The organism is Carboxydothermus islandicus, from assembly GCF_001950325.1.
GTDB classification, from domain to species: Bacteria; Bacillota; Z-2901; order Carboxydothermales; family Carboxydothermaceae; genus Carboxydothermus; species Carboxydothermus islandicus.
This window is the reverse complement of the sequence record NZ_BDJL01000030.1, coordinates 20,302-45,452: the sequence shown is the minus strand read 5'-3', so window position 1 is coordinate 45,452 and position 25,151 is coordinate 20,302. Positions and strand designations below refer to the sequence as shown.

The window sequence follows — 25,151 nt, the reverse complement described above, 5'->3', positions numbered from 1 at the left end:
TGCTTTTGGTGAATTTGCGCGAATTGGTAATAAAAACCCTGGTTGAAGTTGAAAAAAATAATTCTTATGTAAATCTCTTGTTACCTAAATTAATTGCTAACTTAGCCAAAAAAGAAGATAAAGACTTTGTTGTGGAACTTACTTACGGTGTTTTAAAACAACTTAAGTTGTTAGATTACCTGGCGGGGAAGCTCCTGAAAAAAAGGAGCAAACTTCCGCCTTTTGTAATTAATGCCATCCGGGTAGGGCTGTATCAACTGTACTTCTTGGATAGGGTACCAACCTATGCAGCAATCAATGAAACGGTAGAAGCGGTTAAGCAAAACTATCGGGAGTTTACCGGTGTAGTTAATGGAGTTTTGCGTAATTTTATTAGACGGCGGGAGGAAATTACAAAAATTGATGTAAGGGATGAGGTGGAGTACTTAGCTATTGCTTTCTCCCATCCCGAGTGGATGGTAAAGCGATGGCTAAATCAATATGGATCCGCAAAAACGGTGGAAATACTGAAGTATAATAACAATCAGCCTAACCTAACTTTAAGGATTAATACCTTAAAAATCTCTCCAAAAGCTTATTGTGACCTGTTAAACAATGAAAACATTAATTTTAAACAACTGCCGTATTTACCCGAGGGAGTGGTAATTTTAGATCAGGTTGGAGTTAGAGAACTACCGGGATATGATGAAGGCTTATTTTATATTCAGGATCTTGGCTCGATGTTTATTTCCCATTTAGTTAACCCTGAACCCGATTCGGTAGGGGTAGATGCGTGTGCGGCACCGGGAGGCAAATCTACACATTTAGCCCAGCTTATGGGGAATAAAGGGCTTATTTATGCTTTTGATGTTCATCCCGGAAGACTTAAATTAATTGAGGAAAATGCCCAACGTTTGGGGATTAACATTATAAGATGTTTATTAGGGGATGCCACAACATTAAAGTTACCCGATGGGGTAAATCCTCACTGGATTCTGGCTGATGTACCCTGTTCCGGTACGGGCGTTCTGGCGCGGAAGCCGGATGCCCGCTGGCAAAAGAGCGAGGAAGAAATAATAAAGTTGTCTCAATATCAATTAGAGATTTTAACCAACTTATCCAGGCTTTTACCACCGGAAGGAATATTAGTTTATTCAACCTGCAGTATTGAGGCGGAAGAAAATGAAGGGGTTGTGGAAAATTTTTTAAGAAAAAACCCAGATTTTGTTTTAGTAAAGCCTCCAGAATGGTTTTTTAATTTAGGTATTGTAAAAAATGATTACTATCTACGTTTGCTTCCCGGGGAAATAGGAGATGGTTTTTTTGGAGTAATTTTAAAAAAATTATGTTAAAAAGGCGGGTAGTAAATGAGGGCATTTTTAGATTTAAATGCGGAAGAAATACTGGCTTGGCTGAAGGAAAATAATGAAAAATCTTTTCGCTTAAAACAGATAAATGAGTGGATTTTTAAACACGGAGAATTGGATTTTAATAAAATGACTAACTTACCGGTAAGATTGCGGGAAAAACTTAAAGAAGATTTTTTGTTACCTTCTTTAAAAATTATTCACAGCAAAAAATCTAGGGATGGACAGAGCATTAAATACCTCATCAAGCTTAAAGATAACCTGGGAATTGAAGCAGTTTTATTAAAGTATCGCTACGGTAATACCGTTTGCCTATCCACCCAGGTGGGTTGTAAAATGGGTTGCAAATTTTGTGCTACCGGGCTGGGGGGTTTTTCGCGTAATTTAACGGCCGGGGAAATGATAGAACAAATATTAGTGCTGCAAGGAAGTAGTTCGGAAAAAATTACCCGGGTAGTGCTAATGGGGAGCGGTGAACCATTAGATAATTTTACCGAAGTACTCAAGTTTTTGCGGAAAATTAATGAAAAGGATTGCTTCAATATTAGTTACCGGAAAATTACCGTTTCAACCTGCGGAATGGTACCCCAAATTAAAGCTCTTGCCGAGGAAAAGCTTCCCGTTACTTTAGCCATTTCTTTGCATGCGCCGGATGATGCGCTCCGGAATGAATTAATCCCAATTAATAAACGCTGGAGTATAGCGGAACTTTTAGATGCTGCCTGGTACTTTATAGATAAAACCGGAAGGCGTGTTACCTTTGAGTATGCTTTAATAGAAGATGTTAATGATACCGTTGAACATGCTTTGAAACTTGCCCATTTGTTACAGAGAAAGCTTGTTCATGTAAATTTAATCCCTTACAATACAATTGAAAAGAGAAATTTTAAAACTCCTTCTTTAGAAAAAATTAATAAGTTTAAGGAAGTTTTAAAAAAAGCAGGAATTCCTGTGACTGTTCGCCGGGAGTTAGGCGATGAGATTGACGGAGCTTGTGGTCAATTAAAAGCAAAGTATTTTGAGGTGTAAAAATGAAAATTGTGGGGAAAACAGTTAAAGGGCCGGTCCGGGCTTTAAACGAAGATGCATACTTTATTGACGAAAAAAAGAGCATTTTAGCGGTTGCTGATGGAATGGGAGGTCATTTTGGAGGAGCCGTTGCAAGTAAATTAGCGGTAACAATTATTGCCGAATATTTTGCCCAATTTAGGAACAGGGATATAACTGAAGCGGAAAAAAGCATCCGGGAAGTTTTTCAAATAATTAATAAAAAAATTAAAGAACAGCAAAATAAAGATGCGAACTTAAAAGAAATGGGTACAACTCTAACTTTGGGAATATTTGCCGGGCAAAATCTTTTTATCGGTCATCTTGGCGATAGCAGTGCTTATGTCTTTAGAGCGAACAAATTGCTAAAACTTACGCAAGACCATACTTATGTGGCCAAAATGGTTTCCCAGGGGATTATAACGGAAGAAGATGCTCTTTCCCATCCCTACCGGCATCTTCTGCTCAAAGCTTTAGATGGTGCAAATGAGGAAGTGGATATTGTTAAATTTCAAGTTCATCCGCAGGATCTTTATCTTTTCTGTACCGATGGTCTATTAGACGGGATAAAGGAGCCTGAACTTGCCGAATTCCTTAAGACAAATCAAACAATGGCCATAGAAAATTTGGCGGATGAGCTAATTCGGCAAGCGTTGCTTAAAGGGTCCCGGGATAATATTACCGTTGTTCTTGCCCGGTTTGAAGAGGAGAGAGAGGTGAAGAAATGATCGGGAGAATATTAGCCGGTAGGTATAAAATAATTGAAACCCTGGGTGGCGGGGGGATGGCGGTTGTTTATAAAGGTCAGGATTTACTTTTAAACCGCTACGTGACGATAAAAATTCTTCGCCCTGAATTTACCAGTGATGAAGAATTTGTTGAAAGATTTAAGCGAGAAGCTAAAGCCCTTGCCAGCCTTTCTCATCCCAACATTGTTAATATTTACGATGTCGGACAGGAAGAGAATACTTATTTTTTAGTGATGGAATATGTTGAAGGTAAAAATTTAAAAGAAATAATTCGGGAAAAAAATTTAGGTTTACGTGAAAGTGCAAGGATTATTCTGCAGGTTGCTTTGGCTTTGGGCCATGCTCATCAACACGGTATCTTACACCGGGATGTAAAACCACAAAATATCATTATCACTCCCGAAGGAATCGCCAAATTAACCGATTTTGGCATTGCCGGAAATGTTACCTCCTCGACAATCAACAAAGAGAAAGAAATTTTGGGTTCAGTTCATTATATATCTCCCGAGCAGGCCAAAGGTGAAAACCTGACTTTCGCTTCCGACCTATATTCTTTAGGAGTGGTTTTTTACGAATTAGTAACAAAAAGATTGCCTTTTACCGGTGATTCCCCAATTGCTGTAGCTTTAAAGCAGATAAATGATCTACCAAAGCCACCTTCTTCTTACAATAAAAATATTCCTGACGAACTTGACCGAATCATTTTGAAGTTATTAAGTAAAAAGCCGGAACTAAGATATAAATCCGCTTATGAGTTAATTGCCGCTTTAAAAAAATTGGATTTACCGGAGGAAAACTTTGCCGAGGATAGCACGATGACTATTATATTGGATAAAAACCAGTTTTCGGAAGTTCGCGGTAAAAAAAGATTGAAAACTTCCGGAATTATTGCCCTGGTGGCTTTATTCCTGGCTTTAATTGGTGGTTTGGGGTATTTTTTGTATAATTATTTTAATGTAAAAGAAGCGGTTATTCCCGAGGTTCGCGGGCTTGGAATTGTGGAGGCGAAGCAAAAGTTAGAGGAACTTGGTTTTACCAATATCAATATTTCTTCAGCGTACCACGAAACAGTTCCTAAGGATAAAGTGATTTCTATTGACCCTTTACCCGGAGAAAGGGTTAAAGTTGCTCGACCGATTTATCTGGTTGTTAGTAAAGGAAAAGAAATGGTACTGGTTCCCGATGTGCGGGAAAAGGATATTCATGATGCCCGGGTGATTTTGGAAAATGCAGGATTAAAAATCGGTGAAATAAACGAGATATACGACGAACGCTTAGCACCTGGTACCGTTATTGAACAGGACCCGGAGCCAAACTCTGAAGTGGAAAAGGGATATGAAATAAAACTTATTTTAAGCAAGGGGGCAAAACCCGCCTGGATTACCGTACCTGATTTAAGGGGCAAACAAATTGAGGAGGCTCGAAAAACACTGCAGCAGGTGAAATTAATCCTTGATGATACCATTAAAGAGGTAGATAGTACCGAATATTTTGCAGGGCAAATAGTTACGCAAAATCCACTTCCGGGGAGTTTAGTGGAGGAAGGTTCAAAAGTTAGAATTACAGTTTCCCGCGGTCCGGGACCGTTGAGAAAATCAGTTCTGGTGACTTTAGAGGTGCCGAATGATGGGCAAAAACATTCGGTCAAAATTGTTGTCAAAGATGTAAGGCCTTCCGAAGTAATTGTCTATGCCAATGATAGTGAAGAGCCAGGAACCGTTCTGGAAAAAGAGGTGTATTACTATGGAAAAGGGAGAATTAAAGTGTATTTAGATGATGCAGTGATAGAAGACAAGGAGGTGAACTAAATCATTGGAAGGTCTTGTTGTGAAAAATTATGCAGGTTTTTATTATGTTGATACCGGAAAAGCTATTTACATGTGTAAAGCGCGCGGGAAGTTTAAAAAAGATAATCTAAAAATTTTAACCGGCGATAGGGTAGTAATTAAAGAAATTGTTCCAAATTCTGAAGGAGTTATCGAAAGTTTACTACCCCGTAAAAACGAGTTAATAAGACCGCCAATTGCCAATGTCGATCAGGTATTAATTGTATTTGCTTTTGCTGACCCCTTTCCCAGTACCGAATTAATTGACCGGTTGCTGGTAATGGCATTTGCTTTAAGGCTTGAAGTGGTTTTGGTATTTAATAAATTTGATTTGGTGAATCCGGAAAGTCAAAAGCTTTTTGAGTATTATAAAAAAATATTACCAAAGGTTGTTGCCATTACTGCCAGAGGAGATACGGGGATTGAGGAGTTAACTAGTTATTTAAACCAAAAAATTTCCGTTTTAGCAGGGCCATCGGGAGTGGGAAAAAGTACTTTAATTAATCGTTTGGTACCGGGAGCAAAATTAGCTACCGGAGAGGTAAGTCCTAAAATAAAAAGGGGCAGACACACCACCAGGCATGTGGAATTAATAAAATTACCCTTTGGTGGATTTATTGCGGATACTCCTGGATTTAGTAATTTAACTTTGCCGGAAATGGATAAGTTAGAGTTGCAGAGTTATTTTCCTGAATTTAACCAAAATCGGAAATATTGTTATTTTCCTAATTGTCTTCATGTTAAGGAACCAAACTGTCGGGTGAGAGAACTTCTGGAAACCGGGGAAATTCCTCCCTTTCGTTATGAGAACTATTTAACCTTTTTAGAAGAAATAACCAGTGACGAAAGGAGCAGTTAACTTGCTTGTTAACATTGCACCTTCAATTTTAAATGCGGATTTCAGCAATCTTGAATTTATTTTAAAACAACTGGAAGCCGGTGGAGTAAAATATTTACATCTCGATATTATGGATGGGCATTTTGTGCCTAATTTAACTTTTGGTCCACCGGTTGTAAAAAGCTTACGAGCAAAAACTAATTTAATTTTTGATGTGCATTTAATGGTTGAAAAGCCGGAAAGTTTAATCGAGCCCTTTATTGAAGCGGGGGCGGATATGATAACGATCCACTGGGAAAGTACCCAGCATCCCCACCGTTTACTCCAGAAGATTAAAGATACGGGGAAAAAAGCTGGTATAGCTTTAAATCCTGCTACTCCACCGGAAAATCTTGAATATCTTTTGGATTTAGTTGATTTAATATTGATAATGTCCGTTAATCCAGGTTTTGGTGGTCAAAGCTTTATTAATAATCAACTTACGAAGATAAAGAAAGTAAAAAGTCTGGTTTGTAAAGCTTCTCAGGAAATTTTATTGGGAGTTGATGGCGGGATAAATTTACAAACGGCTCCTTTAGTGATTGGAGCTGGAGCGAATTTTCTTGTTACCGGAAGCTTTTTATTCAAGGGTGATGTAATTAAAAACCTAAAAGATTTGATAGCAGTTTGTCAAAAGAGCTGAATTATTGACAGCAAAAATACCTCTTAATATAATTAAATTAATTTAATACTGCTTAATCTTACTACCTTCGGGGTCAGGTGGAATTCCTAACCGGCGGTAAAGCCCGCGAGTCCGTAAAAATTTACGGATAGATCCGGTGAAATTCCGGAGCCGACAGTTAAAGTCTGGATGGGAGAAGGTATTATTAGGTCCTTTTTTTGCCTTTTTACCCCGAAGCAGAAGCTTTGGGGTTTTAAATTTTTTGCGAGGGGTTAGTATGAACGACCAGCAGTTAATGAAAAGGGCGTTAAAGCTTGCTAAAAGAGCTTTGGGAAGAACTTCACCAAATCCTGTAGTGGGAGCGGTTATTGTTGATAAAGATGGTAATATTGTTGGGGAAGGGTACCATAAAAAAGCTGGCTTGCCCCATGCTGAACGGGAAGCATTAAAAGTGGCCGGGGAAAAAGCCAGGGGAGCTACCATGTACGTAACTTTAGAACCGTGTTGTCACTATGGGCGAACCCCACCCTGTACCGAGGCGATAATTGCGGCGGGAATAAAAAAGGTGGTAGTTGCCGTACGGGACCCGAATCCCAAGGTCTCCGGAAAAGGTATTGAAATTTTACAAAATGCCGGTATTGAAGTTATAGAAGGGGTTCTGGCGGATGAAGCATTTTACCTTAATGAAAAATTTTTTAAGTTTATTAAGACGGGGCTACCTTTCATTTCTTTAAAATGGGCGATGACGGTTGATGGTAAAATTGCCACCGAAACTTATGATTCCCGCTGGGTTTCCGGTGAAAAAAGCCGGAGCTTTGTCCATAGATTACGGAATGAATATGATGCTGTTTTGGTGGGAGGAAAGACCTTAATTATTGATAATCCACTGTTGACTTGTCGAATACCCCGGGGGCGAAATCCCTACCGTATAGTTTTGTCGGGAAGTGGAAATTTACCGGAAGACCTAAATATTTTTCGACTGGAAAAAGAGAAAAACATTTTAATTACCGCCAATAAAAAACTTCCAAAACATGTAAGCAACGGATTTGGTCATGTTATAACAGCTCCGTTAGGGGAAAATAGGATTAATATAAAAGAAGCGCTTTATGAGCTAATAAAACTTGGAATTATTTCAATTTTAGTTGAAGGTGGAGCGGTGGTTCATGCGAGTTTACTACAAAATAGACTTGCAGACAAAGCATATGTCTTTATTGCACCCAAGATAGTTGGGGGAAAAAATGCCCCCGGACCAATTGGTGATTTAAATATAAGCTTAATGAAAGATGCTTTGCCGTTAGCAATACACAAGTTAAGACGTTTTGGGGAAGATGTATTTATTGAAGGTTATTTTACAGGAGGCTCATATGTTTACCGGTCTTATTGAAGAGCTTGGAAGAGTTCGGGAAATTAAAAAAAGCGGGGAGTCGTTAACATTAACCGTTGAAGCCAAGACAATTCTTGAAGATGTAAAATTAGGTGATAGCATCGCTGTTAACGGTACTTGCCTTACAGTGGTTAATTTTGGCAACGATTATTTTACTGCGGATGTTATGCCCGAAACTTATACTAAAACAAATTTAAAATTCTTAAATCCCGGAGACAGGGTAAATCTTGAGAGAACTCTACGGCCTTCGGATCGTTTGGGAGGACATATTGTTCAAGGACATGTGGATGAAGTAGGGTGGATAGTTGAAATCAAAGCGAAAGAAATTGCCAAAATCATAAAAATAAAAGCTTCCGATAGTTTTTTACAATATTTAGTTCCCAAAGGTTCGGTAGCGGTGGATGGCATAAGCTTGACGGTAGTTGATGTTTATAACGATTCATTTACCGTCTCAATAATTCCCCATACGTTTAAAAACACTACATTAGGCTATAAAACAATTGGCTCTCCGGTAAATTTGGAAGCGGATATTTTAGCCAAGTATGTTTTTAGTTTTATAAAAAAACAGGAGGCATCCCGTAAAATTGATCTAAATTTTCTGGCGGAACATGGCTTTTTATAAAAGATAGGGGGAGAAATAAATGAGCTTTAACACCATTGAAGAGGCCTTAGAAGATTTAAAACAGGGGAAAATGGTAATAGTGGTGGATGATGAAGACCGGGAAAATGAGGGAGACTTAGTTTGTGCGGCGGAAAAGGTAACACCGGAAATAATAAATTTCATGGCAAAATACGGAAGAGGCCTTATCTGTGTTCCTATGGAAGGAAAGCGCTTGGATGAATTAGAAATTCCTATAATGGTAACGCAAAATACTGATCCTCATCATACAGCCTTTACCGTTTCGGTTGATGCCGTGGACACTCATACCGGTATTTCAGCAGCGGAAAGAGCAAAGACAGTCTTAAAATTAATAGACCCGCAGGCGCGTCCGGAGGATTTTCGCCGGCCGGGACATGTTTTTCCCCTGCGGGCAAAAGAAGGAGGGGTATTAAGGCGGGCAGGACATACGGAAGCGGCTGTGGATCTGGCAAGGCTGGCCGGATTATATCCTGCAGGAGTTATTTGTGAAATTATGCGTGACGATGGGCAGATGGCTAGAGTACCGGATTTGCTGGAATTTGCAAAGAAACATAATTTAAAAATAATTACTATTGCTTCCTTAATTCAATACCGCCGTCGTAACGAAAAGCTGGTAGAACGGGGAGCTTTTGCCATGCTTCCTACAAAATACGGGGAGTTTGTTGCTGTTGCCTATGAAAGTATTTTAGACCACCAAACACACTTGGCGGTAGTGAAAGGTAATGTTGCCGATGGCGAACCGGTTTTAGTGCGAGTGCATTCTGAATGTCTTACCGGTGATGTTTTTGGAAGTTTACGGTGCGATTGTGGGGATCAGCTGCAAACAGCTCTTAAGATGATTGAAAAAGAAGGACGGGGAGTGCTGTTATATATGCGTCAAGAGGGCCGGGGTATTGGATTGGCAAATAAAATAAAGGCTTATCATTTGCAGGATATGGGTAAAGACACTGTGGAAGCCAATGAAGCATTAGGTTTCCCTGCGGATTTACGGGATTATGGAATTGGGGCGCAAATTTTAGTCGATTTAGGAGTCAAAAAAATCCGGCTGCTGACCAATAACCCGAAAAAAATAAAGGGGCTTGAAGGCTATGGTTTGGAAATAGTTGAGAGGGTACCGATAGAAATTCCACCTAAAAAAGAAAACAAAAAGTATCTGCTTACCAAAAAGAAGAAATTGGGACACCTCTTAAATCTAACTGAAAACTAAAGGAGGGGAATTAAAAATGCAGGTATTTGAAGGAAAGCTTAACGGGAAAGGATTAAAAATTGGAATAATTGTTAGCCGGTTTAATGAATTTATTACCCAAAAGCTTTTAGCTGGAGCTTTAGACTGTTTGACCCGGCATGAAGTGGAAAACAACAATATTGATGTGATCTGGGTGCCTGGAGCTTTTGAAATACCCTTAGTTGCCAAAAGGGCTGCTCACAAAGATTATGATGCAATTATATGCTTGGGCGCGGTAATCCGCGGAGCAACGCCTCATTTTGATTATGTAGCGGCTGAAGTAACCAAGGGAATTGCTGCTGTTGGTTTGGAGGTTAATAAGCCGGTAATCTTTGGCGTATTAACTACCGATACCATCGAGCAAGCCATTGAAAGGGCTGGTACAAAAGCCGGGAACAAGGGCTGGGAGGCAGCCTTGGCGGCTATTGAAATGGCCAATTTATTTAAGAAAATGTAAACTGGAGGGTTTGGTTTGGCAATTGGGGTAATAAGTGATCTTCACGGAAGTTTACAAAGATTTATCAAAGCTTACGAGTTTCTTAAAGACACCGAATTTATCCTTTGCGCCGGGGATGTCTTATACCATGGACCGAGAAACCCCTTACCGGAAGGTTACGATCCTGCCGGGTTAGCAAAATATTTAAAAAGCATAAAACAGAAAATTTATATTGCCCGGGGAAATTGCGATGCGGAAGTAGATGAAACATTCTTAGGTATACCCTTTTTTTCCCCTTTTTTCTTAACCGAATATCGGGGGAAAAAGCTCCTGGTGGTTCATGATTTGGAGAAATTAAAAGAAAAATATTTGGAACTTGCCGATATAGTTATTCATGGACATTCCCATGTTTGGCAAATTGAAAAGTTCCCGAACTACATACTGGTTAATCCAGGGTCACCATCCCTTCCTAAAGGTTTTGAACCTGTACCTACAATTGCAATAATTGACCGGGATATAAAAATAATCGATATTGTTACAGGCAATATTGTAAAAACCAGCGGTGATTTAAGAAAGGAGTAGTAATAGTGAGCGATTACTTAGTAAAAGGGATGGCCGAGGAGTTTATAAGATTTACGGGAGTTAACAGCAGGCAAACCATTGAGGAAGCAAGAAAACGGCATAATTTATCGCGTCTGGCGACAGCGGCTCTTGGAAGGGCTCTAACGGCAACTATTATTTTAGCTTCCGATTTAAAAAATTCCGGTGATTTATTAACCCTTAGAATTTTTGGTGATGGACCTTTAGGAGGGATAGTATGTTCCGCAGGGAATGATGGTATGGTTCGGGGTTACTTGCTTAATCCGGAAGTTGAATTGCCACTTAACGATGCCAGCAAACTTGATGTGGGACGAGGAGTAGGCAAAGGTCATTTATACGTAACTAAGGATTTAGGATTAAAGGAACCATACACCGGTACCGTGCAATTAGTGTCCGGAGAAATTGCCGAAGATGTGGCTTACTATTTGTATTACTCGGAACAACGACCCAATGTTTTTAACCTGGGAGTTTTAATTAATCCCGATGGTTCAGTCGCCCGGGCTGGGGGATATTTAATTGAAATTCTTCCGGGAGCACCGGAAGAAATAATTAGCACTCTTGAGAAAAATTTAGGGAAACAGCAGTCTCTAACTTATCAACTGCAACAAGGCAAACAAATAGAAGAAATTATTCAGGAAGTGGTAAATCCTTATAAAATTGAAATTTACGTCAAAAAACCGGTTGGTTTTTTATGCAATTGCAGTAGAGAAAAGCTTTTACCTCATTTAATTGGACTTTACTCTGAGATAACCGATGAGGAAGAAATTGAAGCGGTGTGTCATTTTTGTAGAGAAAAATACACATTTTTAGGAAAAGAAATAAAGGAATATAAAGAAAAAAATACCTAATGCCAATTATGGTGTTTTTTTTAAGAAAAAAGCCGTGCTTTTGCACGACTTTTATTTATGCTCTTTGCACTTTACCTGATTTCAGGCAGGTAGTGCAAACGGTAATTCTTTTTGAGGTCCCATTAACAACAGCTCGTACTCTTTGTAAATTGGGAAGCCATTTTCTTTTAGTATGAATATTCGAATGGCTGATTTGATGACCGTAAACGACGCCTTTCCCGCAGATTTCACAAACCTTGGCCATAAAATACACCTCCTGCTTTCTCTATGCTAAAATATATACATGTAAAAGATATCAAAAAGATAAAGGTTTTGCAAGGGGCAATGGAAAATTAACACTAGAGAAAAAGCGCAAAGAGTAATGATAAGGAGATTTGCTATGGATATTCCGGTTCAGTATTTAAAAGGCGTAGGGCCACAAAAAGCTAAACTTTTGCAAAAGTTAAAAATTGAGACGGTAAAAGATTTAATTTACTACTTTCCGAAACGTTATGAGGACCGCAGTTCTTTAAAAAAAATTAACGAATTAATTAATGATGAAGTGACAACGGTATTAGGAACAATCGTTGAGGTTAAAGAAGTAATACCCAGGGACAAGTTAAAAATATTAAAAGTTGGGATTAACGATGGTTCCGGTATCGCCTATGGTTGTTTTTTTAACCAGTCTTATTTAAAAAATGTTTTTGTTAAAGGAAAAAAAGTTTATTTTTACGGAAAAGTTGAAAAGAGATTTTTCGAAACCAATATTTATGTTTACGAGTATGAATTTTGGGATAAAGAATTACTCCATACCAATCGTTTAGTACCGATTTATCCGTTAACGGAAAACCTTTCCCCTAAAACATTTCGCCAGTTAATTAAAAATGCCCTTGACAAATATCTTACGGAAATAACCGAGCCTTTACCGGAGGAGATTTTAAGGAAATATAGTTTGCCAGACCTTAAGCAAGCTTTAATGAATTTACATTTTCCGGAAAGCAGCGAACAGTCAGAAATAGCCCGGCGCCGAATGGTTTTTGAGGAATTTCTCTTATTTTTCCTGGCCATTGGACTATATAAAGAAAATTATCAGAAAAAACCCGGGATTGTAATTGCAGGAAGTGGTGAGTTAGAGAAAAAATTTATTGATTCACTCCCTTTTAAACTTACTTCAGCCCAGGAGAAGGTTTGGAGAGAAATAAAAGAAGATTTAGCTGCTAAAAAACCAATGAATCGCTTGGTTCAGGGAGATGTGGGGAGCGGTAAAACTATTTTAGCTGCCCTTGCTCTGGTTAAAGCAGTGGAAGCGGGGTTTCAAGGGGCTTTAATGGCTCCTACTGAAATCTTAGCGGAACAGCATTATTTGAACTTAAACCATCTTTTTGCTCCTCTCGGGATAAAGGTGGTTTTACTTTCGGGGAGTTTATCTCCGGGCAAGAAAGAAGCAGTTTATGCTGCCATAAAAAATGGGTATGCGGATGTAATAATTGGAACTCATGCGTTGATTCAGGAAGCTGTTATTTTTTATAATTTAGGGCTGGCGGTGATCGATGAACAGCACCGCTTTGGAGTGGAACAACGAAGTAGTCTTGTGGATAAGGGGTTATACGTTAACCAGTTAGTTATGTCGGCCACTCCTATTCCCCGTACGCTTGCTTTAACTTTGTACGGTGATTTGGATATTTCTATTGTTGATGCTTTACCTGCGGGGAGAAAACCGATTAAAACCTATTGGCTTTCTTCTCAGGATAAAGGTAAGGCCTACGCCTTTTTATTAAAGCAAGTTGCTGAAGGACGCCAGGGGTATGTGGTTTGTCCCCTGGTTGAAGAATCGGAAAAGCTTCAAGTAGAGGCAGTAACTAAGCTTTACGAAAAGCTTTCTAAAAAATTTCCCCAATTTAAGTGGGGTTTAATGCACGGAAGGTTAAAACCTGCGAAAAAAGAAGAGGTAATGGAAAACTTCCGGAAAAATAAAATTCAAATCTTGGTTTCGACGACGGTAATTGAAGTGGGAGTTGATGTTCCCAATGCCAATGTTATTATTATAGAGGATGCCTGGCGTTTTGGTTTAGCCCAGCTTCATCAAATTCGCGGTCGGGTAGGCCGGGGTGAGCATCAATCGTACTGTTTTCTTTTGGGAAATCCCAAAAATCAGGAAGGCATTTTTCGGATGAAAATTATGGAAAAATACAATGATGGCTTTAAAATTGCAGAGGAAGATTTAAAATTAAGAGGGCCGGGAGAGCTTAGTGGAACCCGTCAGTCAGGGGCCTGGGAATTTAAACTTGCCGATATTGTGCGCGATCAAGCCCTGTTATTTTTAGCTAAAAAGGAAGCAGATGAGATCTTAACCAATAAGGAAAATCATCGTGCGCTTATTACCCTTGCTTTGGAGAAATATGGGGATAAAATTAACATGTTTCAGAAAAATTAAAAGGCAGACCGCTACTTGGTCTGCCTTTTTTCCTGCTCCAAGTTTTTCTTCTTCTCTTCATTTCTGTTAACTTCAGTAAAAAATTTGTCATCCAGTAAATAAACGTCGCGGTACAGGTTAAATGTCTTTTTTTCTTTCATTTTTTATTCCTCCCGAAATTTTTTTTTTATTTTTACCAAATTTACAAATAATAATACTGCTAAAAATTTTGTTCCTTTGTTATAAAGCATTGGTTCTAAATAAAAAATAATTTTAAAGAGGAGGTGAAAAAATGCCGAAGAAGGTTAAAAAGAATTTTCAACTTACTCCCGAACACCAGCAGTTTATGTTTGAGTTGGCCAATGAAGTCGGGGTTGATGTAAATAAAATTATTTTAAAAACAAAAAATAACGAAAATGTAAGTAACATACCAGTTAAGGATTAATCTTACTCGCATAAAAAAAATTAACCGAGAAAAAATAAGAGTACCAATCTAAAAAAGGAGGTGATAAAGGTGCCTCGGAATGAAATTATAGTACCTCAGGCCAAACAAGCTTTAGAGCAGTTCAAGTGGGAAACTGCTCGGGAAGTAGGGCTTAATATTCAACCGGGACAATATGGTGGCGACATTCCGGCAAAACAATGGGGTAAATTAGGGGGCAATATGGTTAAAAAGTTAATTCAGCAAGCGGAATCCCAGTTAAGTGGTCAATATCCTACTACCTAAAAAGGAGGAATAAAAATGGCCCGTAATGAAGTAGTAGTACCTCAAGCCAAGCAAGCATTAGAACAATTAAAATGGGAAACTGCCCGGGAAGTTGGAGTTAACGTTCAACCGGGACAATATGGTGGCGACATTCCGGCAAAGCAATGGGGTAAATTAGGAGGTAATATGGTTAAAAAGTTAATTCAGCAAGCGGAGCAACAGCTTTCTGGAAAAGTCTAAATAGCTTTCGTGGGGCAGAGGGGGTTGACCTTCTGCCCCTTTAATTTAAGTACATTTCCACATTTTCCGGTTGGACGTTTTCGTGCAAAGCCATGGTGATGCCTCCGGCAATTACCTTAGCAAGATTTAACAGTAAAAAATCAATTTCTTTTGGCGTTACCGTTAGATTATTGGAAAATGGCTCTAAAACTTCCCGGACCAGGGTAATTATACCCGCTTGCTTGGCTTTTAAAAATTGGTAAAATTGTTTTGATGAACTAAATTTCTCTAAAAACATTTCGAGGGTATTTTTGGCGATAATAGCTGCGTTAACCACCGTTGGGCAGCCAACAGCGATTACCGGAATTCCCAAAACTTCACGATTTAATCCTGGACGTTGGTTCCCGATTCCTGAGCCGGGATTTATTCCTGTATCGGCAATTTGAATAGAAGCACAAATTCTTTCTACCTTGGCGGCAGCTAAAGCATCTACGGCAATTATAAAAGAAGGATTGATTTTTTCAACAACGCCTTGAATAATTTCTACCGTTTCAATTCCTGTAATACCCAAAACTCCGGGGGAGATAGCTGCAACATTTTTAAAACCCTTGGTCAGCGTTTCATGTTTTAAGTTGAACAAATGGCGTGTAACGAAAATATAGTCTACCACTTTTGGGCCCAAAGCGTCGGGGGTGGCGTGCCAGTTTCCAAGCCCTACTATTAAAATGGGTTGCTCATTATTTACTGGTACCATTGTTTTTAAAATATTTGCCAGTGCTAACATAATTTCTTTCTGGACGGATTTGTTCTGGCTTCGAAGTACCGGGGCATCAATTGTAATATAATTTCCGATGGGTTTTTGCAAGTGAGCTGCACCCTGCTCGTTTAGAATTTCAACTTTGGTTATTTCATAGTTTTCCTTTTTATCTTTAACCACTTTAACTCCGGGAATTTCAACTCCCGCTTCACCTCTTAATAATTCGTGGGCTTCAACGGCCATGTCAATTGTTACACCTAAAGTATTAAAAAGCTCCATGATTGCCAAAATTATCACCTCAGCGAGTAGTGTATGTCAAAGGAAGAAATTTTATAAGGGAGGAAAAGTCTCTTGCAAAAAGTGGAAATTATCGCAAAAATTATTGCCAATTTAAGAGGGTACGCTTTAAAAATAGATCCCGATGCTACGGTTAACGACTATCTTAAAGCGGTGGAAAACCTTGTGGAAGCAGGGGAATATTTCCGGGAAGCAGGAACCAAAACTTGTCTTAACTGTGTGAAATGTTGTTATGAAAGAATTCCCTTAACCAATGTTGATGTTATTATGCTTCGAAAAGGATTAGGGAAAAAAAATGGACAAAATATTGACCTTTATCATTTTTTACGGGATTATACTGAAATATTTATTAAAGGTTGGGAAATTGATATAATTTTAAAAAGAAGAGAAAATGGAGCTTGCGTATTTTTAAATGAAGAAGATAGAAAATGTGAAATTTATGCCTTTCGGCCTTTTGTTTGCCGCAGTTTTTATTGTATTCCTACTACCGAGGAAACGGAGACAATACGTATGGCAGTTGTTAATTTAGGAGAGGATGCTTTGGTCCGGGAATATTTATTATATTTGAGGGAGTTTGGTGTAACACCTTACTGGACCCATGCAGTAAAACCAAAACTAAATGTAAGTTATTATCCCAGGAATATTTTTTGGAAAAAAGAAAATTATGAAATAAAAATAAAAGATATTTTACAGTACCTTTAAAAAAAATGCTGGCATTACGCCAGCAAAGAGAGGAGAAACCGGAGGAAGAGCAAATGGGGGAGGGTGTATAGAATTTGCTCTCTTCCGGAGCATTAGGTAGTATTTCCGCTTTACTTTAAAATTATACATTGCTGGTGATAAAAAATGCGGATAATAACAGGAGAAGCCCGTGGTAGAAAATTAATTGCACCTAAAGGCTTAAAAACCAGACCAACTTCGGACCGGGTTAAAGAAGCGATGTTTAATATTTTAGGATATAGGGTAATAGATGCGGTGGTCCTTGATGGCTTTGCTGGAACGGGGAACCTTGGATTGGAAGCATTAAGTCGGGGGGCTAAGTTTTCTTATTTTATTGAAGCCGATAGAGAAGCTTTTAGCTGTTTGCGCCGAAATATTGAAAATTTAGGCTATGGGGACCGGGCAAAAGCTGTTTTAGGGGATATTTTTAAAGTTTTACCTAAAATTAATGAAAAGTTTAATTTGATATTTTTGGACCCGCCCTACGGGCATGGTTTTGAAGAAAGGGCGGTATTGACTATTTTGCAATTAGGGTTGCTTAAGGAAAATGGTCTTATCGTGGTTGAGACGGCAAAAAAAATTGGTTTAAATATTAGCCATGAAAAACTGGTGTTAATAAGGGAAGCGGTTTACGGGAGTACGTTAATAGGTTTTTATCAATTAAAACGAGGGGGAGAATGATTTGCGCATAGCAGTTTATCCGGGTAGTTTTGATCCAATAACCAATGGGCATTTGGATATTATTGAAAGAGCCGCCGAGCTTTTTGACCGCTTGATTGTTGCTATTGCCAAAAATCCATTGAAGAAACCTTTATTTACCCTGGAAGAACGCTTGGATATGTTGCGGGAAACGTTAAAATTTTATCCTAATATTGAAATCGATAGTTTTGATGGCTTAACGGTTAATTATTTAAAAGCCAAAAACGCTCAGGTTATAATTCGGGGACTTAGAGCTATTTCGGATTTTGAAAATGAATTTATGATGGCGTTAACCAATAAAAAATTAGTACCGAGGGTTGAGACTATTTTTTTAATGACCAGAGCAGAATACTCGTTTATAAGTTCAAGTGCCGTGAAGGAAGTAGCTATGTATGGAGGATGTTTAAAAGGATTGGTACCTGAATATGTCGAATTAAAATTAAGGGAAAAGTTTCGGAAGGAAGGGTGTTAATGAATGGATATATTAAAAATATTAGAGGAGTTTGAGGATAAAGTAATTGATAGTCCCAAAATTCCCTTAACCGGAAAAGTTTTAATGGATGAGGAACAAATTCTGATGTTTATAGATAAAATAAGGAGTATCTTGCCGGATGAAATAAGTAAAGCTAAGGGAATTCTTGAAGCCCGGGAAAATCTTTTAAACAAAGCTAAAATAGAGGCGGAGGAGATATTGGAAAAAGCAAAGCAGCAAGGGGAAAAGTGGTTAAGCGAATCGGAAATGATAAAAATTGCCGAGGAAAGAGCAAAAGAGATTATTGCAAAAGCAAATAGTACAGCTCTTGAATTAAAACAGGGGGCGCGACAGTATGCGATAGAGGTTTTGGAAAAGCTATCTTTAAATTTAAATACCGCTTTACAGGAAATAACAAAAGGGCTTGAGGAGCTTAAGAAATAAATTTTTTGGCAAGCTTTTTTAAAGAATGAAGGAAAAGATAAAATACCAAAGCTAAAACTACTGAAATTGAAAAAAGTTGTGGGGAATTTAAAATTGGAGAATTTTGTCCTGTAGCAACCGGCATGGTAACTTTAAAGTAAAGCAGGGTTGAAATTCCGGTGCTTAATAGACCGTGCAGAGGTCGTGTTTTTAAGTAAAGCTTTGCCGTTAAGTCGGTTTTGGAAATTAAGGCAGTAATTTGGGCCATTACTGAAACTCCTCCAAAACTTAAGATAAAACTTGCTAAGATAAACTTTGTTAGCGGAGTAAAGTTTAACTCCGCAACTTTTTTTATTCCGTTGGAAATTTCTAAGAAACCGGCAAAAAGAGCTGTCATTATTCCGGAACCTGGTAAAAAAGTATTTTCGGCTAACGATATTACAACAGCAAAAAAGATAATAAAACCCCCGACTAAAGATATTTTATAAAAAGCTGTTTCGATGGCCTCCTGTAGGGTTTTGCCGAAAGGATGGTTGGAAGAAGAATTTGTGATTACGAATTTTGGGTATTTACTTATTTTTCTTTTTTTGCGTGCAACAATTCCCAAAATCAAACCTATTGTTATACTGGCGCCGTAATGGCCGATTAACAAAAATGAACCGTAAAGAGGATTGTTAAATAAGGTTATACCTACGGTGGAAATAAGAAAGAGGGGACTTACGTTATTGGTGAACGCTAAAAGTCTTTCTCCTTCTTCCCGGGTGATTAACTTTTGCTCCCTTAGGTTTGCAACCACAATACTGCCTACCGGGAAGCCGGACATAAATCCCATAACAATTGGTAAGGCTGCAACTCCCGGAACGTTAAAAAGAGGTCTTAAAATAAACTCAAAAAAGGATCCAACTATTAGAAAGACATCATTTTTATTTAAAAGTTCAGCTATTATGAAAAACGGAAGTAGGGTAGGAATGATTATTTGCAGCCATAGGTCCACTCCGGACTTTGCCCCATTGTAAACTGCCATTGGGTTTAAGATACAAGTAAGAAAAAACAAAATTAATAACCAGGCTTTGTTTTTTCTTAATAATAACCACAATGCTCTTCACTCCTAAGTCTGAAATATAAGAAATATAAAAAAATTTAAAATTTAATATTCTGGATAGAAAAACTTTATTGGGTATGATATAAATAAATTGGTAAAAATAATGTTGAAAAAAGTCGGGAGGCTTTTTTATGTTAAATTTTATTGAAAAAGTAAAAAGCAAAGCCCGAGAATTTAAACGAACAATAGTACTTCCCGAAAGTAAAGATGATCGTGTTATTAAAGCTGCCGGTGAAATTATCGGTCAACAATTAGCTAAAATAATTTTATTAGGTAACGAAAGAGAAATTGCCGAAAGAGCAAAAAATTTAAATGTGGATCTTAATGGAGTTACTATTATTGATCCGTTAAAAGATAATAACCGGGATAGATATGCTAATCATTTATATGAACTTAGAAAAAATAAGGGAATGACCCTGGAAAAAGCTTATGAACTAATAAATGATCCCCTTTACTATGCTACCCTTATGGTTAAAGCAGAAGATGCCGATGGTTTGGTGGCAGGATCTTTAAGTCCAACTCCCAATGTTTTGCGCCCAGCCTTACAAATAATAAAGACCAAGCCAGAGTTTTCAGTTGTTTCCGGGGCTTTTATTATGGTAATCCCTAATCCACAATTTGGCGAGCAGGGAATAATGCTTTTTGCCGATTGTGCTGTTAACCCCGATCCTAATCCCCAGCAGTTAGCGGAAATTGCTATTGCGTCAGCTATGACAGCGCAAAAGTTATTAGGAATAACTCCTTATGTGGGGCTGCTTTCTTTTTCAACTAAAGGAAGTGCCGAACATGAGTTGGTGGAAAAAGTACGGGAAGCCGCGCGAATTGCCAATCGTCTCCGACCCGATTTAAAAATTGAAGGAGAACTTCAGGTAGATGCGGCAATTGTCCCGGCGGTAGGTGCCCAAAAAGCTCCCGGAAGTGAAGTGGCCGGAAGAGCAAATGTGTTGATATTCCCTGATTTGCAGTCGGGAAACATAGGATATAAACTTGCTCAGAGAATGTCCGGAGGAGAAGCGATCGGACCGATATTGCAGGGTATGGCCAAACCGGTAAATGATTTGTCCCGGGGATGTAATGTGGATGAAATTGTAAACTTAGTAGCAATAACGGCGGTTCAATCGTATTATGGAATTTAAGGCGCCTTTGGCGCTTTTAAATTTTCTTAAAAGGGGGCATATTTTGTGAAAATACTCGTACTAAACTGCGGTAGCTCATCCCTTAAATACCAGTTACTGGACATGGAGAGCGAAACGGTATTAGCAAAAGGCCTGGTAGAAAGAATTGGTTTAGAAGGTTCTCGCTTGATTATTGACCTACCCGGACGGGAAAAAGTCAAAAAGGAACAACCTTTTGCCAATCATGAGGTTGCTATTAATGCAGTTTTGGAGGAATTAGTTCGGGAAGAATACGGTATTTTAAAAAGTTTGGAGGAAATTACCGCGATTGGCCATAGAATTGTACATGGTGGAGAAAGATTTTCCGGTTCTGTTATCATTGATGAAGAAGTCCTTAATGCCGTTGAAGAATGCGTTCAATTAGCTCCACTTCACAACCCTCCAAATGTATTGGGAATTAAAGCTTGCCAGAAGCTTTTACCTAACACGCCGCAGGTGGGTGTTTTTGATACGGCATTTCATCAGACCATGCCTAAAAAAGCGTACCTTTACGGTGTACCGCATAACTGGTATGAAAAATACGGTATTAGACGGTATGGATTTCATGGAACTTCTCACAAGTATGTTGCCTTTAAGGCTTCGGAAATTCTTGGAAAGCCTTTAAGGGAACTAAAAATAATTACCTGTCACCTGGGAAATGGTTCCAGTGTGGCGGCGGTAAAAGAAGGGAAATCGGTAGATACTTCTATGGGTTTTACTCCTTTAGAGGGTCTTATGATGGGAACCCGTTCGGGGAATATTGATCCAGCTATTGTGACCTTTATCCAGGAAAAGGAAGGATTGTCGGCTGCTCAGGTTAATGATATTTTAAATAAAAAGAGCGGTGTTTTAGGAATATCTGGTTACAGCGACTTTAGAGATATTGAAGAAAGGGCTTCCGCCGGGGATGACAAAGCTAAACTTGCTCTTGAAATGTTTTGTTACCAGGTGGCAAAATACATTGGGGCTTATGCCGCTGCCATGAATGGCGTTGATGCCATAGTATTTACGGCGGGTGTGGGGGAAAATTCGGAGGTTGTGCGCAGGGAAGTTTGCAAATATTTGGGGTTCCTCGGGGCAATCCTTGATGAAGAAAAAAATAAAATAAGAGGTAAAGAAACACTAATTTCTACACCGGACTCGAAAGTGAAAATCCTGGTAATTCCAACCAATGAAGAATTGATGATTGCTAAAGAAACCCTTGAGCTGGTAAGTAACAAGTAAAATAGTTGACAGTATTTTTTACCCCGGTTATAATGTTAGTTGTTATTGGGGGTTTAAAAGATGTATTTAGATTTAACTTCTATAAAAAATGACAAAAATGTCGTTTTGGAGTTTGCCGAAAAAATTAATCTTAACGCGCTGGGAGAGAGCTTTGGAAATTTTACCAGCGAGAAACCTTTTTTAATTACCGGTACCGTGCAAAATACCAATGATGGTTTTTACTTAAAAGGTAAAATAACCGGGGTAGTTCATACCAAATGTAGCCTTTGTCTTAACAATATTGAGCTTAAAGTTGATCTTTTTGTGGAACGTTTGTATAAGTTAGTTGCCGATGAAGATAGTTATGCTCTGGTTGATTTTAAAATAAATCTTGATGAACTTGTTTTTGAAGAAACGGTATTAAATTTGCCGTTAAAACCTGTTTGCCATCATAATTGTAAAGGCCTGTGCCCTATTTGTGGTGAAAATTTAAATGAGCGGGAATGCAGTTGTACTCAGGAAGAAATCGATATTCGGCTGTTGCCGCTAAAACAGCTCTTAGAAAAGCAAAAGGGGGTGTAAGGTATGGGAGTACCAAAGAGACGGGTATCAAAGGCAAGAAAAAATAAACGGCGGTCGCAGTGGAAGATTGCTGTTCCTAAACTTGTGAGCTGTCCGCACTGCCATCAATTAATGATACCTCATCGGGTGTGTAAAAACTGCGGGTATTATGATGGCCGGCAGGTTGTGAATATTGAGTAGTAAAAAATCTCCAGTTATGACTGGAGATTTTTTTTTGCTTGCAAGAAAATCGGGGATAAATTAAACTATTATATAGTAGCAGGTAATAAAAGGTGGTGTTAAATGAACAAGTCGCCGAAAGCAAGAAGAAAAAAATTACTGGAAATAATTGAAAAAAACCCCTTCTTAACAGATGAACAATTGGCAGCAACTTTAGGGGTAAGTGTACAAACTATCCGTTTGGATCGGATGATTTTAGCCATCCCCGAGCAACGGGAACGTATTGAAATGATGGCGCAACGAGCTTATCAAAATTTAACATCGCTCACCAAAGAAGATATTATTGGGCGGTTGATTTTATTGGAACCGGGAGAAAAGGCGGCATCAATGCTGGAAATCACACCGGAAATGTGCTTTAAGGATGGAAATATCGCTCGTGGACACTTTCTCTTTGCCCAGGCAAACTCTCTGGCGGTGGCATTGTGTCCGGGTAAAAATGTCTTGACCGGGATTGCCCGGGTAAGCTTTAAAAAGCCGGTATGTTTGGGTCAAAAGGTTATTGCTACGGCGATGGTTCGAGAAAAAAAGCAAAGTAAATATTACATAAAAGTTACGGGCAATGTAGAAAATGAAATTGTTTACGTCGGGAGATTTGTGGTTTTCAAAATTTCAAGGGAGGGTTAGGATTTGTTAGTGGTGGACGCCATGGGAGGCGATTATGCTCCCAGGGAAATAGTTTTAGGGGTTCAGGATTTTGTTGAAGAAACGGGCGAGAAAATTATCTTGGTTGGACGGGAAGAAGAAATAAAAAAAGAATTTACAAAAAAAGGAAAAATCCTTGGATATATCGAAATAATAAATGCCGACGAAGTTGTAACGATGGAAGAAAAACCTACAGTTGCGTTAAAGAAAAAGGAAAGCTCAGTATGGAAAGGTCTTCAGTTAGTAAGGGAAGGGGTAGCTCAGGGGTTTTTCTCTGCCGGCAATACCGGAGCGGTGATGGCTTCGGCGGTGCTATGCCTGGGTAAGATTAACGGAATTGACCGACCGGCAATTATTACCCCATTACCAACACTGACCGGGCAGACGTTTTTAATTGATGCGGGTGCCAACGTTGACGTCAAACCTGAAAACCTATTTCAATTTACGGTTATGGCCCAGGTTTATTTAAAAACTGCATACCAAATAAAAAATCCCCGGGTGGCACTGTTAAGTAATGGAGAAGAAGAAGGAAAAGGTAATGACCTGATAAAAAAGACCTATCCCATTTTAAAGGAAAAAATTTCTGGCTTTATAGGGAATATTGATGGAAAAGACATTTTTAGAGGTGTGGCGGACATAATTGTTGCCGATGGTTTTGTTGGTAATATCGTTCTTAAAACTGGTGAGGGACTTGCAGAAAGTATTTTTGTTCTTTTGAAAAATGAGGTTTTTACCGGCTTCAAGGGAAGTCTTGGAGGATTAATCTTGAGAGAGTCTTTACAGAAAATAAAAAAGCGTCTTGATTATGCGGAATATGGTGGTGCTCCGCTTTTGGGAGTAAACGGAATAGTTTTTATTGCCCACGGACGCTCCCGCCGACTGGCGGTACGCAATGGTTTAAAAGTAATGACCAAAGCCGTTCAATCCGGTTTTATAACTGAATTAATAAAGGGGGATTTTAATGTCCGGGAGGATTGAAGGCATAGAAATTTTGGGAACCGGGTATTATGTACCGGAAAAGATTTTAACGAACAAAGAGCTTGAATCAAGATTAGATACTACCGATGAATGGATAGTAACCCGAACCGGGATTAGAGAAAGGCGTATCGCTTCCCAGGATGAAACTACTCTATCTATGGCTTATCATGCAGCAGAAAAGGCAATGCAGAGCGCCAAAATCAAACCCGGGGAAATTGGTTTAATTATTGTGGCTACCGCCACTCCGGATATGATTTTTCCCGCCACGGCGGCTCAGTTGCAGGAAAAGATTGGGGCAATCAATGCCGGAGCGTTCGACTTGTCTATTGGTTGTACCGGGTTTATTTATGCTTTGGTTACCGGAGCTTTATATACTAAAGTGCTATATCCGCAAAAGGTACTTGTGGTTGGTGCAGAAAAGCTTTCAGCAATAGTTGACTGGCAGGATAGAAGTACCGCTGTTTTATTTGGTGATGGTGCTGGTGCTGTGATACTGGGTGTAAATCCGCAAAAAGCGGGGATTTTGGCCTTTGAACTTGGAGCCGACGGAAGTGGTGCTGACTTATTAAAATTGCCTGCCGGAGGGTCTAAACTTCCTGCGTCAATAGAGACCGTCGAAAAAAGGCTCCATTTTATTAAAATGAATGGGAGTGAAGTTTTTAAATTTGCGGTAAAGAAAATTGAAGAGTCGGTAAACGGTTTACTTAAAAAAGCCAACTTACAACCGGATGATATTGATTTATATTTATTTCACCAGGCCAATCGTCGGATAATTGTTAACTCTTTGGAACGTTTGTCTTTAGGTATTGAAAAGACCTTTATTAATATCGAACTTTACGGAAATACCTCGGCGGCGTCTATACCCATAGCATTGGCTGAAGCTATTCATGCGGGAAAACTAAAAAAAGGTGATAAGCTCTTACTTAATGGGTTTGGAGCGGGTCTTGCCTGGGGCGGTTTAATTATGGAATATTAGGAGGGCGGTA

The 25,151-nt window shown here is 38.9% G+C and carries 31 protein-coding genes and 1 riboswitch; of the genes, 27 read left to right on the top strand and 4 right to left on the bottom strand.

Annotated features, from left to right (window positions below; translation table 11 throughout):
- The first annotated feature begins 8 nt into the window (after positions 1-8).
- From rsmB to hslO, 12 genes are all read left to right on the top strand, one after another.
- The gene (rsmB, locus tag ciss_RS04970) at positions 9-1,331 is read left to right on the top strand and encodes a 16S rRNA (cytosine(967)-C(5))-methyltransferase RsmB (RefSeq protein ID WP_166503987.1); all 1,323 of its coding nucleotides are present in this window, start codon (positions 9-11) and stop codon (positions 1,329-1,331) included.
- Between the two features lie 15 nt (positions 1,332-1,346).
- A complete protein-coding gene (gene rlmN, locus ciss_RS04965) occupies positions 1,347-2,375 on the top strand; it encodes a dual-specificity RNA methyltransferase RlmN (RefSeq protein ID WP_075865191.1) in 1,029 nt (342 codons plus the stop codon).
- Between the two features lie 2 nt (positions 2,376-2,377).
- Entirely contained in the window at positions 2,378-3,121 is a 744-nt protein-coding gene (locus ciss_RS04960) for a PP2C family protein-serine/threonine phosphatase (protein WP_075865190.1), read from the top strand.
- Complete coding sequence (locus ciss_RS04955; RefSeq protein ID WP_075865189.1) at positions 3,118-4,950, top strand: protein kinase domain-containing protein; 1,833 nt, start codon at positions 3,118-3,120, stop codon at positions 4,948-4,950. The genes ciss_RS04960 and ciss_RS04955 overlap by 4 nt, the downstream gene beginning before the upstream one ends.
- A gap of 4 nt (positions 4,951-4,954) precedes the next feature.
- A complete protein-coding gene (rsgA, locus tag ciss_RS04950; RefSeq protein ID WP_075865188.1) occupies positions 4,955-5,827 on the top strand; it encodes a ribosome small subunit-dependent GTPase A in 873 nt (290 codons plus the stop codon).
- A 1-nt stretch (position 5,828) separates the two neighbouring features.
- Positions 5,829-6,488, top strand: a complete 660-nt coding sequence (rpe, locus tag ciss_RS04945) for a ribulose-phosphate 3-epimerase (RefSeq protein ID WP_075865187.1) — start codon at positions 5,829-5,831, stop codon at positions 6,486-6,488.
- Positions 6,489-6,547: 59 nt separating this feature from the next.
- A riboswitch (FMN riboswitch) is annotated at positions 6,548-6,672 on the top strand.
- 72 nt (positions 6,673-6,744) lie between these two features.
- A complete protein-coding gene (gene ribD, locus ciss_RS04940) occupies positions 6,745-7,851 on the top strand; it encodes a bifunctional diaminohydroxyphosphoribosylaminopyrimidine deaminase/5-amino-6-(5-phosphoribosylamino)uracil reductase RibD (RefSeq protein ID WP_075865264.1) in 1,107 nt (368 codons plus the stop codon).
- Positions 7,832-8,473: a riboflavin synthase gene (locus ciss_RS04935; RefSeq protein WP_075865186.1), complete on the top strand. Its 642-nt coding sequence runs from the start codon at positions 7,832-7,834 to the stop codon at positions 8,471-8,473. Before ribD ends, ciss_RS04935 begins: the two co-directional genes overlap by 20 nt.
- Before the next feature lie 19 nt (positions 8,474-8,492).
- Complete coding sequence (locus tag ciss_RS04930) at positions 8,493-9,698, top strand: bifunctional 3,4-dihydroxy-2-butanone-4-phosphate synthase/GTP cyclohydrolase II (RefSeq protein ID WP_075865185.1); 1,206 nt, start codon at positions 8,493-8,495, stop codon at positions 9,696-9,698.
- Positions 9,699-9,714: 16 nt separating this feature from the next.
- The gene (ribH, locus tag ciss_RS04925; protein ID WP_075865184.1) at positions 9,715-10,173 is read left to right on the top strand and encodes a 6,7-dimethyl-8-ribityllumazine synthase; all 459 of its coding nucleotides are present in this window, start codon (positions 9,715-9,717) and stop codon (positions 10,171-10,173) included.
- A gap of 15 nt (positions 10,174-10,188) precedes the next feature.
- Positions 10,189-10,734, top strand: coding sequence for a phosphodiesterase (gene yfcE, locus ciss_RS04920; protein ID WP_075865183.1), 546 nt, complete (start codon positions 10,189-10,191; stop codon positions 10,732-10,734).
- Between the two features lie 5 nt (positions 10,735-10,739).
- Positions 10,740-11,600, top strand: coding sequence for an Hsp33 family molecular chaperone HslO (gene hslO / locus ciss_RS04915; protein WP_075865182.1), 861 nt, complete (start codon positions 10,740-10,742; stop codon positions 11,598-11,600).
- A gap of 55 nt (positions 11,601-11,655) precedes the next feature.
- On the opposite strand, the gene rpmB is transcribed toward hslO, so the two are convergent.
- Positions 11,656-11,844 (bottom strand): 50S ribosomal protein L28, encoded by a 189-nt coding sequence (rpmB, locus tag ciss_RS04910; protein ID WP_075865181.1) that lies wholly within the window; start codon positions 11,842-11,844, stop codon positions 11,656-11,658.
- 87 nt (positions 11,845-11,931) lie between these two features.
- Between rpmB and recG the strand changes: the two genes are divergently transcribed.
- A complete protein-coding gene (gene recG / locus ciss_RS04905; protein ID WP_268874204.1) occupies positions 11,932-14,013 on the top strand; it encodes an ATP-dependent DNA helicase RecG in 2,082 nt (693 codons plus the stop codon).
- An 11-nt stretch (positions 14,014-14,024) separates the two neighbouring features.
- On the opposite strand, the gene ciss_RS13675 is transcribed toward recG, so the two are convergent.
- On the bottom strand, positions 14,025-14,153 hold the full coding sequence (locus ciss_RS13675) for a hypothetical protein (protein ID WP_268874202.1): 129 nt from the start codon (positions 14,151-14,153) through the stop codon (positions 14,025-14,027).
- A gap of 131 nt (positions 14,154-14,284) precedes the next feature.
- On the opposite strand from ciss_RS13675, the gene ciss_RS13290 reads away from it, so the two are divergent.
- The 3 genes from ciss_RS13290 (at position 14,285) to ciss_RS04895 (ending at position 14,938) form a co-directional block, all read left to right on the top strand.
- Positions 14,285-14,437, top strand: a complete 153-nt coding sequence (locus ciss_RS13290) for a hypothetical protein (protein ID WP_166503986.1) — start codon at positions 14,285-14,287, stop codon at positions 14,435-14,437.
- 69 nt (positions 14,438-14,506) lie between these two features.
- Positions 14,507-14,719, top strand: coding sequence for an alpha/beta-type small acid-soluble spore protein (locus ciss_RS04900; protein ID WP_075865179.1), 213 nt, complete (start codon positions 14,507-14,509; stop codon positions 14,717-14,719).
- A 15-nt stretch (positions 14,720-14,734) separates the two neighbouring features.
- Complete coding sequence (locus ciss_RS04895) at positions 14,735-14,938, top strand: alpha/beta-type small acid-soluble spore protein (protein ID WP_075865178.1); 204 nt, start codon at positions 14,735-14,737, stop codon at positions 14,936-14,938.
- A gap of 40 nt (positions 14,939-14,978) precedes the next feature.
- Here ciss_RS04895 and gpr read toward each other — a convergent pair whose 3' ends face one another.
- The gene (gpr, locus tag ciss_RS04890) at positions 14,979-15,953 is read right to left on the bottom strand and encodes a GPR endopeptidase (protein ID WP_075865263.1); all 975 of its coding nucleotides are present in this window, start codon (positions 15,951-15,953) and stop codon (positions 14,979-14,981) included.
- 81 nt (positions 15,954-16,034) lie between these two features.
- On the opposite strand from gpr, the gene ciss_RS04885 reads away from it, so the two are divergent.
- From ciss_RS04885 to ciss_RS04870, 4 genes are all read left to right on the top strand, one after another.
- A complete protein-coding gene (locus ciss_RS04885; RefSeq protein WP_235837251.1) occupies positions 16,035-16,673 on the top strand; it encodes a YkgJ family cysteine cluster protein in 639 nt (212 codons plus the stop codon).
- A gap of 144 nt (positions 16,674-16,817) precedes the next feature.
- Positions 16,818-17,372: a 16S rRNA (guanine(966)-N(2))-methyltransferase RsmD gene (rsmD, locus tag ciss_RS04880; RefSeq protein ID WP_075865176.1), complete on the top strand. Its 555-nt coding sequence runs from the start codon at positions 16,818-16,820 to the stop codon at positions 17,370-17,372.
- Position 17,373: 1 nt separating this feature from the next.
- Positions 17,374-17,862, top strand: coding sequence for a pantetheine-phosphate adenylyltransferase (coaD, locus tag ciss_RS04875; RefSeq protein ID WP_075865175.1), 489 nt, complete (start codon positions 17,374-17,376; stop codon positions 17,860-17,862).
- 3 nt (positions 17,863-17,865) lie between these two features.
- Positions 17,866-18,306: an ATP synthase subunit B family protein gene (locus ciss_RS04870; protein ID WP_075865174.1), complete on the top strand. Its 441-nt coding sequence runs from the start codon at positions 17,866-17,868 to the stop codon at positions 18,304-18,306.
- Here the strand turns inward: ciss_RS04870 and spoVV are convergent.
- Entirely contained in the window at positions 18,296-19,381 is a 1,086-nt protein-coding gene (gene spoVV / locus ciss_RS04865) for a dipicolinic acid transporter SpoVV (protein WP_075865173.1), read from the bottom strand. The genes ciss_RS04870 and spoVV overlap by 11 nt on opposite strands.
- A gap of 137 nt (positions 19,382-19,518) precedes the next feature.
- Here spoVV and pta point away from each other — a divergent pair, with 137 nt between their 5' ends.
- The 7 genes from pta to ciss_RS04830 all read left to right on the top strand — a co-directional run bounded on the left by pta (position 19,519) and on the right by ciss_RS04830 (position 25,141).
- Positions 19,519-20,523 carry a phosphate acetyltransferase gene (gene pta / locus ciss_RS04860; protein WP_075865172.1) on the top strand — a complete coding sequence of 335 codons (1,005 nt, stop codon included), beginning with the start codon at positions 19,519-19,521 and terminating at the stop codon, positions 20,521-20,523.
- 45 nt (positions 20,524-20,568) lie between these two features.
- Positions 20,569-21,765: an acetate/propionate family kinase gene (locus ciss_RS04855; RefSeq protein WP_075865171.1), complete on the top strand. Its 1,197-nt coding sequence runs from the start codon at positions 20,569-20,571 to the stop codon at positions 21,763-21,765.
- 60 nt (positions 21,766-21,825) lie between these two features.
- The gene (locus ciss_RS04850) at positions 21,826-22,326 is read left to right on the top strand and encodes a YceD family protein (protein ID WP_075865170.1); all 501 of its coding nucleotides are present in this window, start codon (positions 21,826-21,828) and stop codon (positions 22,324-22,326) included.
- 3 nt (positions 22,327-22,329) lie between these two features.
- Complete coding sequence (rpmF, locus tag ciss_RS04845) at positions 22,330-22,506, top strand: 50S ribosomal protein L32 (RefSeq protein ID WP_075865169.1); 177 nt, start codon at positions 22,330-22,332, stop codon at positions 22,504-22,506.
- A gap of 102 nt (positions 22,507-22,608) precedes the next feature.
- Positions 22,609-23,169, top strand: coding sequence for a transcription factor FapR (gene fapR / locus ciss_RS04840; RefSeq protein WP_075865168.1), 561 nt, complete (start codon positions 22,609-22,611; stop codon positions 23,167-23,169).
- Between the two features lie 9 nt (positions 23,170-23,178).
- Positions 23,179-24,165, top strand: a complete 987-nt coding sequence (gene plsX / locus ciss_RS04835) for a phosphate acyltransferase PlsX (protein ID WP_235837250.1) — start codon at positions 23,179-23,181, stop codon at positions 24,163-24,165.
- Positions 24,149-25,141 (top strand): beta-ketoacyl-ACP synthase III, encoded by a 993-nt coding sequence (locus tag ciss_RS04830; RefSeq protein ID WP_075865167.1) that lies wholly within the window; start codon positions 24,149-24,151, stop codon positions 25,139-25,141. The genes plsX and ciss_RS04830 overlap by 17 nt, the downstream gene beginning before the upstream one ends.
- The last annotated feature ends 10 nt before the right edge of the window (positions 25,142-25,151 follow it).